Raw genomic sequence first — 10,609 nt, forward strand, 5'->3', positions numbered from 1 at the left:
TCCACGGCCGCGACTCCCGCTTCCCCACGACCCGACCAACGAGCAGACAGGCTGATGGTTACTTGATCAATAACTTCTGTTAGGACCTCTTAGGGAGCCGGCGAGCAGATGGCCCGCACCGACGCCGGCGGCCGGGCCGGTCCGGCCGTCGACGCGATGCCCGATCGCGTCCGGACGACTTGCGACGCCCGGCGGAACATTCCGGCTGACCGGGCCGAGGGCAGCGCGTGGCGGTCCGCGCGGGCAGCCGGCTGGCTCAGCGCCGCCGTCCGCCTCACGCAGATCGTCCACGAATTCCCCGCGGGGAGGAGCGGGTGGCAGCCCGCCCCTCCCCCCGCCCCCCCACGCGGCGGTCTTCGGTGCGCCCGCGGTGAGCGGGCGCCCGGCGGCTTCTCAGGCCGCTCGCCACAGGGCCGGCACGGTCGGCGGCTCCCAGCCCGGCTGAGCCGTGTGCGGCTGGAGGCAGACGTAGGCCCGGCCGGCGTACGTGACCCGGTCGCCCGCCCGGTAGGCGGTGCCCACGGCCCAGGTCCCGCCCGGCGGCGGGGTGGGGCCGGGCCCGGGGTCCTGCGCGACGTCCAGGACGAAGTCGAACGCCGCCTCCCGGCCCCCGCTCCCGTCCCGTACGTTCATCAGCAGCCGCGGGTCGAAGATCGTGTCGGTGTTGTTGCGTGGCTCGTTCGGGAAGTAGAGCTGTGTGGTCAGGACCGAACGGCCGGGCGCCTGCAGCTTGACGTGCAGGTGGCGCGTGCGGCCGGGGTAGAGGCCCGGCACGATGGTGGTCAGCGTGAAGGAGCCGCCGGAGTCGGTGAACTGGTGTCCGCGCAGCCGGAAGCCCGTGTTGTCGTAGGCGCCGTTCGTGTCGGCCTGCCAGAAGTCCAGCAGGACGCCGGCCAGCGGGAGACAGGCGCGGCCGAAGACGTAACCGCTCACGGTGAGCCGGGTGCCGGGCAGGCCGGACTCCAGCAGACTGGTGCGCTGCGGTGAGTTCGGTTTGAAGTAGGGGCCCTCCATCTGCTCCGGGGTCGGGTCGTCACCGTCGTCGCAGGACGGCGTGAGGTCCGGAGCCGAACCGCTCGCCGCCGCGGTGCGGGCGAGGGCCGGGCCGCCGGCCAGGGCGACGGGGATCGCGGCGGTGGCGGCGAGTGCCGCGCGCAGCACCGTCTTGCGGCGCACGAGCCGGCGGGACTCCGCCTCGCGGCCGGCTCCGGGGTCGTCCGGACCCGCGCCGTGCGTGCCTGCTCCGTCCATGTCTCCTCCTCGTGGGGGGTGTGGGCAACGAAACTAGGCGCGCCCGGACGAGGCTTCGAGGGACTGGTGGTGGCTGCTGTGGTGTTTTCGGAAGGCTCCCGGACTGCTTCCGGTCTCACGCCGGAAGAACCGGCCGAAGTAGGCGGGGTCGCTGAACCCGGTCCGCGCGGCGACCTGCCGGACCGACAACCGGGTGTGGGCCAGCATCTGTTGCGCCTGGTACACGCGGGCCTCGATCAGGAGCCTGCCCGGCGGGCGGCCGGTGGCGGCCCGCACCGCCTGGGTGAGGTACCCGGGTGTGACCCCCAACCGGCCGGCGCACTGCCGCACGCTCCATCCCGCCGTCTCGGAGCGGGCGATGAGTTCCGTGAACGCCTCGGCCACGGCGGCCGCACGGCCATGGGCCCGCGGCCCGGCGGCGTGTCCGGCGGGCCCGGGAATCCGGGCGGCGCGCAGGACGAGCGCGTGCAACAGGGACCGCAGCACGCTTTCGTGTCCCGCCGCGCGCTGCCGGTATTCCGCGATCAGTTCGGCGAACAGGCACCCGATCGCCCGGTCGTGCTCCGGGTCCAGCGCGAACCAGCACCGCGTCCCGAGCCCTCGCAGCACCTCCCGGTCGCCGGGGTGGTCCACCAGGAAATCCTCGGTGAACAGCACGAGGGACCCCTCCGGGCCCCGGCCGCCCTCCCAGTGGTGCACCTGGCCGGGCAGGACCACGGCCAGGTGCGGAGGGCACACCGGCCATCTGGCGAGATCGACGACGTGGGTACCCGAACCGGCGGTGACGTGCACCATCTCGTAGAAGGTGTGCCGGTGCGGCCGGTCCCACCGGGAGAGCGGCCCCACCTGCTCGAAGGAGCCCGCGGCGAACGGAGGGGCGCCCGGTCCGGCCACCTCCAGCCGGTGCAGCGCCACATCCCCCGCGCCGGGGGGCAGGCTCGGGACTCCGGGTAAGACCGTGGTCTTGCGCATCGGGCGTACTCCTTCCTCGGACACCGGCCGTGCCGCGCACATCCGCTCCCCTATGGTCTACACCATTCCCCTGCCCCTCGCCCTCGGGTGTCACCAGCTCCCTGCTCGGAGCCGACGCTTCGGCTGGCGCCGCGCCGCCCGCACCGACCTACCGACCCGGCCCGAGGCACCCCCCGCACAACGGCCGCACGGCACCGCTCGGCTCGGTTCGACACTTGTGGGTGGCGTGGTTGTCCAGCACCAAGTGCATGTCCATGTCCGCCGAGATCTCCTGGTCGAGTCTGACCAGGAACTTCTTGAACTCTAGACCCCGGCGATCAAGACCTGGCTGGTCGCCCACTCCCGCTTCCACCTGCACTTCACCCCCACCGGATCGTCCTGGCTAAATCTGGTGGAACGCTGGTTCGCGGAGCTGACGAACAAGCGGATACGACGCGGCGTCCACAAGAGCGTCCAGGCACTGGAGAAGGACATCCGTGCCTGGATCGCCGCATGGAACACCGACCCCAGGCCCTACGTCTGGACGAAGACCGCAGACGAGACGCTCGAACGCCTCGCCAGTTATGCGAACAGAATTCCTGACTCATCAGGAGACTAGGGCCTGCCCGGCCCGCGCCGTCGCGGCGGGAGCCTCCTGGGCGTCACCCACCCGAACAGAGGCAGATCCCGTGCGGGCGCGTGCGCTCGACCCGAGATTGGCCTCATGAACGATCCGCTGTTCGATCATGTCGCCTCTCTCGCCCGCCTCTCCCCGCGCCGTACACCGAGGACCCCGGCCCGCCCACCGACGGTCGTACCGGGCGGTGTCCGCGGCGGCAGCAGGCGGGAGCAGGCTCCCCGGCCGGCCTCCGCCGTGTCACTGCTGAGCGGTCCCCGATGGCGGATCGAGGGCCGAGAGGGCCCGCAGGACGTCGACCGCCATGCGGTGCCGACGGAATTTGGACAGCCGCGCCCTCAGCTCCCGCGACATCAGTGTCGCCCTGTGTGACCGTAGTCCCGGGTACTCCCTGGCGAACAGCCGGCCGTAGAAGCACGCCTCGTCGACGAGACCCTGATCCAGCAGGGTCAGCGCCAGCCGGGCCTGGCTCAGCGCCCGCAGACAGTTCTCGTGGCCGGAACGCGTCTCGACCGCGGACCGCAGGGAAGCGAGGGCCGGCTGGACATCTCCCAGCCGGCAGAGGACCTGCCCCGAGCGGTAGGCGAAGCCGGCCGGTGAGTAACGCGCGAACGGCCCGTCTCCGGGGGCCGCCCGCCCCAGTGACCGCTCGGCCGCGGACAGATCCCGGCGGGCGTCGTGGGGTTCTCCGGCGACGGCCCGCGCGTACGCGCGCTGGGCGAGGACGAACGCCCGGAGGTCACCGTCCTGGGCCTGGCCGACGGCGGTGACCGCCGCGTCGGCGAGATCGACCGCGTAGCGCGGTGCCTGCATGCGAAGCGCCTGCACGCTCATGGAACGCAGTGTCATCGCACGGACCCGGTCGTCCCCGGCTTCGGCCGCGGCGTCCAGCGCGAGGAAGTGATAGCGCTGGGCAAGGCCCTGGTAACCGGCGTCCGCGGACGCGCCCCCCAATATGTACGCGAGCCTGGCGCTCGCCGACACGAGCGCCAGGCGTACGTCGGGAAGCACGGCTCGAGCCAGCAGGCTCCCCATGTCGTCACCGAGGTAGGAAGCCAGCGCGCCACGGGCGTGCGCGCCGCCGAACCGGGTCCAGTTGGCGTAGAACCGGTTGACGACGAAACGGACCCTCTCGACATCGGCGGCCCCCGCCTTCGCCTCCGCTCCGGGACGGTCCGTCCCGGTGGCAGAGGGAAGAACCCGCACGTCCGGAACCGGGCGTTCCTGGAAGACATACGCCCGCAGCGCCGGCCGGTGCTTCGGTTCCGTGTCCGTCCGCGCCAGGGCGACGAGGCCGGAGAGGGAGTCCCGAGGCGCCGGTTCCGGGACGGGATCTGCTCGACGCACAGCAGGTTCGCGAACCAGCCCCGTCTCCGACGCGTCGATCAAGCGGCCGATCCTGCGTGTCAGCACCTCGGCCACCGACCGGGCGACGAAATCCCGGGGCCGGGACCCGGTCAGCCAGTGGGCGACCGAGGTGCGGTCGTACCGCAGGAGGACATCGTGCGCGGCCGCAAGACGATTGACCTCGCGCGCCAGTTCCGCCGAGGTCAGGTTCGCTTCGGCCAGCAGGTGTGCGAGCGCTTCGTTGCGGCGGGGTATGTGAGGAGACACTGGCGGCCCCTTGTCGGGTGGCTTCGGCGATCGGCCGTCACCGGTCAGGCCTGGTCACGGAGACGGTCGTCTCGGCGGGCAGGAAGGTGTCTCCGGCTGTCGCGGTGAGGTGGACGGTCTCTCGTGATCCGGCGGGTACGGTGAGTACGACGGTGCCGTCGGGGCCGGTGCGGGCCGTGTGGGCGCCGATGCGTACGGTGGCTCCCTGGACCGGCCGTTCGTCCCCGTGGATGTCGGCGGTCACCCGGCCGGTGATCTGCAGACGGTGGTGCGGGGACGGGCGCGCCGTCGCTGTCAGAGCGAGCTGGGAGGGGCGCGGCATGGTGTCCGGGCAGGCCGCTACCGGCGGCAGCCCGTCGGCCCGCTTCCCCAGCCATGACGAGGAGACGGTCCCGGTCTTCTCCACCCCCGGTTCCCCGTTTTCGGGCCTGGGCATGATCTGCCGGTACCGCAGCGCACTCCTGAGATGGCCGACCCGGGCGCCCTTCGTGTCCGTCGCGACCAGGTCGTCGTTGATGACTACTTCACTGGTGACGCTGCCGGTGACGGTCTGCGTGCCGTTCAGGAAGTACTCGCCGTCGTCGCTGTAGTCGTGGTAGCGGACGGAGAAGTCACCGCCGGTGATGTCTCCGCCGATGGTGATCACGGCGGTGCCGGAGTGGTGGCCCTTGACCAGGTGCTCTCCCGGCATGTCGTAACTGGACCGGTAGGCCTGCGGCGTGGGCGCCCAGGAGCCGACCTCCGTGGTCGCAGTGGGCACAGCGGTGGTGGGCGGACGGCTGATGCGGGCGATGAGCAGTTCGCTGGGGGCAGTTCCCTTCTGGAGCACGTACGCGTTGGCGTCCGGTGCCGGCGGGATCAGGGAGCGCCCCTGCAACAGGACCCGCGTCGAGTCCGGGCTCCACACCTGCTGTCCGGAGAGGTTGTTCGCGGGAATGTCCGTGCCGCCGTCGTAGGGATTGAGAGGCTGGCCCACGAGACGGCCGTCGCGGTCGCCCGTGGCCGGCAGCAGCCACGGGTTCAGGTCGCAGGCGAAGCCGGGGCGGCTGGAGACGTAGTAGATCGCTTCGATGGCCCGGGAGAGGTTGATGAACGGCCGGTTCAACGGCAGCAGGCCCAGGGCCGTCATGCGGTTCTGGGTACGCCAGGAGGCCGTCAGCAGCAGGTCGTCGTCGGGAGAGAGGGCTCCGTCCTCGTTCCAGTCCGGATACCCGGTCAACTGGGTCACCCGTCCGGTGCGCAGGTCGATCTTCTGCTGTTGCGGGATGCTGCCCGGCTGTGCGGCCAGCACGATGGCCGACCGTCCGCCGTCCGCGAAGGACTTGAACTCCTGGAGCGAGCCGCCGTTCGCCCACCCGTCGGGATCGGTGTCCGCCGGACCCGTCGGCCCGGGAGGATTGATCACGCGCGGATCGCCCAAGGCGTAACCCGAGGCGCCGCGCACCAGAGCGGCGACGATCATGACCAGTCCGTCCGGGCGCGTGACCGAGTACCCGAGATGCACGCCGTCAGGCGCCAGGTGGTAGGTGCGCCTGCCGAGGTTGCGCTGGCCGGGAGTGACGTCACCGGACAGGTCGACCGGCAGCCACTGGTGGCTGCGGCAGTCGAGCAGGCTCGGGGCGCATTCGAGGATTCGCACCGTGTCGCCCAGTTCGTTCGCCAGGAACATGCGCTTCCGGTCGGGAAACGCGTAGGCGAAGCCGCCGATGATGCCGGGGTGGTCGGGCATGGAGCAGGTCAGGCAGCGCACGTTGCCGCCGTCCGCGTCCGCGATCCACTCCCGACCGCCGTTGTAGTCCTGGAACAGGATGTGACGGCCGTCCGGGAACCAGGTGGGCCCCCACGGCATCACCCCGTCCGGCACCGGTACGGCGTCGCGCTCCACCGCGTAGAACGGCGTCACGGGCGGCTTCGTCGCGGCACCCTCCACGGCTGCCTCGACCGGGGCGGGGACGGCCCACGCGAGGAGCATCGCGACAAGGGTCGCGGTCGGGACGCGCCATCTGTGCTTACGAAGGGCGCTCTTCGGGCCTCTCGACTCGCTCGGCATCATCAATCCTCCGCTTCCTTCGCGAGAGTTGTGCCGCGTTCGGCGGGCCGGCCCCGGCAACGGGACCATCCACGCTTCCGGCCTACCCGGCAAGGGCGTCGCACACCCATCTCGGTTCGGCGGAAGCCGCAAGAGGACGCCGTCCAGTGTGCGCGACATGAGGCGCCAGTTGCGAGAAGGCCGCTCGTCCCATGTCCGGGCCGCGATGGTCACGCGTACAGCGGAGAGGTAGGGGCGACCCCCATGCTGCGGTAGCCCAGGTAGACGAGGGGGCGCACATGGCGTGGACCGGAGCCACCGGCTCCGAACGGTTCGGTGGTGGCGGCGAACAGTTCCTGTCAACACCGTTGCTTCCAGCCAGACTTGGGCCGTCACTGTGTGTCGGTCGTGACGCAGCGGTGAGGGGTCTCCCCGCGTGAGGTCCCGGCCCGGATCGCGCCCATGTGTCATTGCCTTCGGGCGGTGTCCCGCCGAACCGACATGGAAGCACGGACACCATCTCCAGGTGCGACCAGAACCGGGCACGTGGCGGCGTACGGTCCGTGCCGCTGCTCACAAGACAGCCATGGCAGATCCAGCAACACACCGCTGCTGGCGCCCCAGGGGGATCAGGTCGACCGACCAGCCGGGAAACGTCTGGCAGGGCGGAAGGTTTGGCCGGGCGAGATCGGTGCAGACGATGACCTGACACGTTCTTTATACGAAACGGAGAGGCACCATGGGCATCATCGCGTGGATCATCATCGGCCTGCTCGCCGGCGCCATCGCCAAGGCGCTGATGCCGGGCAAGGACCCGGGCGGCATCATCATCACCATGCTCATCGGCATCGCCGGCGGCCTGCTCGGCGGCTGGCTCGGCAAGGTCATCTTCGGCGTCGACTCCATCGACGGCTTCTTCGACCTCTCCACCTGGATCGCCGCGATCGTCGGCTCCATCATCCTGCTCGTCCTCTACCGCGTCGTCACCGGCAACCGGCGCTCGCACCGTCACGCGTAACCCGCTGACGGCATACCACTTCCGTACACGCTGACGGCTCCCCTCCCTGTACGCAGGACGGGAGCCGTCAGCGTGTGCGGCCGCGGTGGTTCTTCGCACGAGTCGCGGTTCCGGCTCGGCTTCCGTGCTGCGGTTGCTCAAGTGGCATCCGGTCCCGACGGGCCGCCGCGGCACTGTCGGCAGACCCGAACATTTCTAGCTGGCTCGCGCTGACGGTCCGCGCGCACGACACCGCTCGTACGGACTTCCCCGGCCAGGTCGCCGAGACCTCGGCCACTCCCCCGGCAGCGCCACCCGGCGGGCACCCGGCACGCCCGGCACCAGCCCGGCTCAGGCGGAGGCGCGGGCGATGGTGCCCGCGGTGAGCGTGACCAGCATCTCCCGCAGGGCAGTCACGAAGTCCAGTTCGAACGCGGTGAGTGCGGGGTCGGCTTCGTAGGCGGCGAGCATCGCCGGGGAGGGCCGTGCGTGTGTCCACACCGCGCCGACGGCCATGATCATGCCTGCGGTCAACCGCGGTGCGCTGTTGCCCAGCTCGGGAAGGCACTGGTGGGCCAACGCCGCGATGTCGGCGACGTTGGCCACGGCCGCGCGCTTGTGGCGGGCGGCCACCTGCGGGGAAACGTTGTGTTCCAGTACGCCCGCCTGCGCGCTCAGCAGGTCGCACAGGACCCGGCGTCGGGCGAGGGAGCCCGCGATGACGGCGGCGAACTGCTCCGCGCGCCGGCCCACCGGAGCGTCCTGGTCGACGCCGGCGTGCACCAGGGCAGGCAAGTCGGCCACCCACTGCCGCCAGGCGCGGTCGAGGAGTTCCAGCAGAATCGCCTCACGCGATTCGAAGTAGCGCAGCACATTGGACTTCGCCAGCCCGACGCGGCGGCTCAGCTCGTTCAGGCTGATCGCGCCGATGGACATCTCGTCGAGCATGGTGGCGGCGGTGTCGAGGATGGCCCGGCGCCGCACCTCACGCTGCTCCTCACTGCGCGCACGCTGGAAGTTCGTCATGCCCCCAGGTTACAGACTGCCGGTCTTTTGACATCAGACCGGCGGTCTTCTACGTTGGGGTCCCAGCCGAACAGACCGCCGGTCTGAAAAGGCGGACGACATGGCCCGGCGCAGCGGCGGCCTGGGGAGAACACCGCAGCACGCCGACGCCGCCCGCGTCGAAAGCATCGTCGGCATGTTCTTCCCGCGCGGTGTCACGACACTGCCGACCACCCCGTGCCCGAGCGAACACCGACGCATCCGAGGAGCGTGACACCGGTGAACCACTGGACTCCCGACGACATCCCCGATCAGAGCGGTCGCACGGCGTTGATCACCGGCGGGAACGGCGGGATCGGACTGGAGACCGCCCGCACGCTCGCCCGGCACGGGGCCCGCGTCATCCTGGCCGGCCGCAGCCGGGCCAGACTGGACCAGGCCGCGGAGGCGGTACGCGCCGCGGCCCCCGAGGCCCGGACGGACACCCTCACGCTCGACCTCTCCGACCTCTCCTCCGTCCGCGACGCGGCCACCCAAATCGCCGAGACCGAGACGGTCGACCTGCTCATCAACAACGCCGGCGTGATGAACCTGCCCGAGCGGCGGACCACCCACGACGGCCTGGAGATGACGGTCGGCGTCAATCACCTCGGCCACTTCGCCTTCGACGCCCAGGTCTGGCCCGCCGTGCGCCGCTCGTCCGCACCGCGCGTGGTCACCGTCAGCGCCATCGCGGCGCGGTGGCCGACGGGCGGGCTGGACGACCTGATGAGCGAAAAGAGCTACCGCGCCATGGGCGCCTACGCCAAGTCCAAGCGCGCCAACATCGTCTACACCCTCGAACTCGCGCGCCGCACCGCAGGCAGCTCCGTCGAGGCGCTAGTCGTCCACCCGGGCTCGGCGATGACCGGACTGCAGCAGCACGGCACCGGCGTTCTGAGCCGCATGATCACCCCGATCGCCGCACGCCTGCTCATGGGCTCGGCCGAGGGCGCGGCCTGGCCCTCCCTGTACGCCGCGACCAGCCCGCACGTCGACTCGGGCCGGTTCATCGGCCCCGCCGGACGGGACCAGACCTCCGGCGCACCCAAGCCCGCCAAGCTCCCCGCAGGCGCCGACGACCCCGCGGTGGGCAGGCGGCTGTGGGCGACGAGCGAACAGCTCACAGGCGTCCCTTTCGACCTAGAAGCCGACGACACCGTCTAGGGTCCGCTTCCCAGGTCGCCAGAGGGCGGATCATGCGGCGTGACGCCCCGTCCCGCACCAGTCGGTGGACGGAGAGGCCGCCAACCGGGCAGTGACCCGGTCGCTACGTGGTGGACTGCCGTCCAGGACGCCGCAGCCGCCCGCCGAGCAGCACCGCGCACGCCCCGACGGTCAGCAGCCCCCCGGCCACGAAGGTGTCCCGCACGTCGGTCCGCGGCAGAATCTGTCCGCCGAGCACGGCGCCCGCCGCGATTCCGGCGTTGTACGCACCGGAGTTGGCCGCGAGTGCGATATCCGTGCGGCCCGGGGCGCAGTGCAGCATCGCGTCCTGGGTGGTCATGAACACCGGCCCCAGCGCACCGCCCATCAGCGCCAGGAACACCACCGCTGCCACCGGATCGGTGCCGGCCGAGTACAGGCCGAGCATGGCCACCGCCTGCGCCGCCACAGCCGTGGTCAGCGCGGACTGCGGAAAGCGGTGGAGCAATGCCCCGGTGACACTCACACCGGCCAGACACGCCACACCGAAAACCACGAACAGGGCGCTGACGCTGTTCGGGGAGAACCCGCCGACGTCACCCAGGAACTCCACGATGTACGTGTATCCCGTGAACGCCCAAGTTGCGGACAGAACCCCGGCCACAAGCACCGTGGCGAACCGGCGGGTGTCGGGGCTGGTTCCGTAGGCGGCGGGTTCTTCTTCCGGCCGCGAGGTCGGCAGCAGAACGGCGATCGTCACCCGAGAGACAAGGCCAAGAGCCGCCAGCATGGCGACGGGCACCTGCCAGTCGCTCTGCCGGCCCAGCCAGGTTCCCGCCGGAACACCTAGTCTTCTGAGTCAGGAATTCTATTCAGATAGCCGACGAGGCGTTCAAGGATCGCGTCTGCGGTCTTCGTCCAGACGTAGGGTTTGGGGTCG

8 protein-coding genes and 1 pseudogene are annotated in these 10,609 nt (G+C 70.9%); 3 read left to right on the plus strand and 6 right to left on the minus strand.

What is annotated here, in order from left to right; genetic code table 11:
* Positions 1 to 393 precede the first annotated feature (393 nt).
* The gene (locus tag ACFY32_RS33875; protein WP_390676343.1) at positions 394 to 1,251 is read right to left on the minus strand and encodes a carbohydrate-binding protein; all 858 of its coding nucleotides are present in this window, start codon (positions 1,249 to 1,251) and stop codon (positions 394 to 396) included.
* A 33-nt stretch (positions 1,252 to 1,284) separates the two neighbouring features.
* Positions 1,285 to 2,223 carry a helix-turn-helix domain-containing protein gene (locus ACFY32_RS33880; RefSeq protein WP_390676344.1) on the minus strand — a complete coding sequence of 313 codons (939 nt, stop codon included), beginning with the start codon at positions 2,221 to 2,223 and terminating at the stop codon, positions 1,285 to 1,287.
* Positions 2,224 to 2,530: 307 nt separating this feature from the next.
* Here ACFY32_RS33880 and ACFY32_RS33885 point away from each other — a divergent pair.
* Positions 2,531 to 2,821, plus strand: a pseudogene (locus ACFY32_RS33885) (IS630 family transposase); the annotation flags it as partial.
* Positions 2,822 to 3,079: 258 nt separating this feature from the next.
* Here the strand turns inward: ACFY32_RS33885 and ACFY32_RS33890 are convergent.
* On the minus strand, positions 3,080 to 4,453 hold the full coding sequence (locus ACFY32_RS33890; protein ID WP_390676345.1) for a hypothetical protein: 1,374 nt from the start codon (positions 4,451 to 4,453) through the stop codon (positions 3,080 to 3,082).
* A 37-nt stretch (positions 4,454 to 4,490) separates the two neighbouring features.
* Positions 4,491 to 6,425 carry a hypothetical protein gene (locus tag ACFY32_RS33895; protein ID WP_390676346.1) on the minus strand — a complete coding sequence of 645 codons (1,935 nt, stop codon included), beginning with the start codon at positions 6,423 to 6,425 and terminating at the stop codon, positions 4,491 to 4,493.
* Positions 6,426 to 7,221: 796 nt separating this feature from the next.
* Here ACFY32_RS33895 and ACFY32_RS33900 point away from each other — a divergent pair.
* Positions 7,222 to 7,500, plus strand: a complete 279-nt coding sequence (locus ACFY32_RS33900) for a GlsB/YeaQ/YmgE family stress response membrane protein (RefSeq protein ID WP_390676347.1) — start codon at positions 7,222 to 7,224, stop codon at positions 7,498 to 7,500.
* A 330-nt stretch (positions 7,501 to 7,830) separates the two neighbouring features.
* Here the strand turns inward: ACFY32_RS33900 and ACFY32_RS33905 are convergent, their stop codons facing one another.
* Positions 7,831 to 8,505, minus strand: a complete 675-nt coding sequence (locus tag ACFY32_RS33905) for a TetR family transcriptional regulator (protein ID WP_390676348.1) — start codon at positions 8,503 to 8,505, stop codon at positions 7,831 to 7,833.
* A gap of 258 nt (positions 8,506 to 8,763) precedes the next feature.
* Between ACFY32_RS33905 and ACFY32_RS33910 the strand changes: the two genes are divergently transcribed.
* Positions 8,764 to 9,690: an oxidoreductase gene (locus ACFY32_RS33910; RefSeq protein WP_390676349.1), complete on the plus strand. Its 927-nt coding sequence runs from the start codon at positions 8,764 to 8,766 to the stop codon at positions 9,688 to 9,690.
* Positions 9,691 to 9,793: 103 nt separating this feature from the next.
* Here the strand turns inward: ACFY32_RS33910 and ACFY32_RS33915 are convergent, their stop codons facing one another.
* The gene (locus ACFY32_RS33915) at positions 9,794 to 10,459 is read right to left on the minus strand and encodes an MFS transporter (protein WP_390676350.1); all 666 of its coding nucleotides are present in this window, start codon (positions 10,457 to 10,459) and stop codon (positions 9,794 to 9,796) included.
* Positions 10,460 to 10,609 lie beyond the last annotated feature (150 nt).

The organism is Streptomyces sp. NPDC000134, from assembly GCF_042899225.1.
GTDB lineage: Bacteria > Actinomycetota > Actinomycetes > Streptomycetales > Streptomycetaceae > Streptomyces.

What these genes read in the sequence shown, in the direction of transcription:
- ACFY32_RS33905 (WP_390676348.1), bottom strand. Translation starts at nt 8,505, where the DNA reads ATGACGAACTTCCAGCGTGCGCGCAGTGAGGAGCAGCGTGAGGTGCGG.
- ACFY32_RS33900 (WP_390676347.1), top strand. Translation starts at nt 7,222, where the DNA reads ATGGGCATCATCGCGTGGATCATCATCGGCCTGCTCGCCGGCGCCATC.
- ACFY32_RS33915 (WP_390676350.1), bottom strand. Translation starts at nt 10,459, where the DNA reads ATGCTGGCGGCTCTTGGCCTTGTCTCTCGGGTGACGATCGCCGTTCTG.
- ACFY32_RS33895 (WP_390676346.1), bottom strand. Translation starts at nt 6,425, where the DNA reads ATGCTCCTCGCGTGGGCCGTCCCCGCCCCGGTCGAGGCAGCCGTGGAG.
- ACFY32_RS33880 (WP_390676344.1), bottom strand. Translation starts at nt 2,223, where the DNA reads ATGCGCAAGACCACGGTCTTACCCGGAGTCCCGAGCCTGCCCCCCGGC.
- ACFY32_RS33875 (WP_390676343.1), bottom strand. Translation starts at nt 1,251, where the DNA reads ATGGACGGAGCAGGCACGCACGGCGCGGGTCCGGACGACCCCGGAGCC.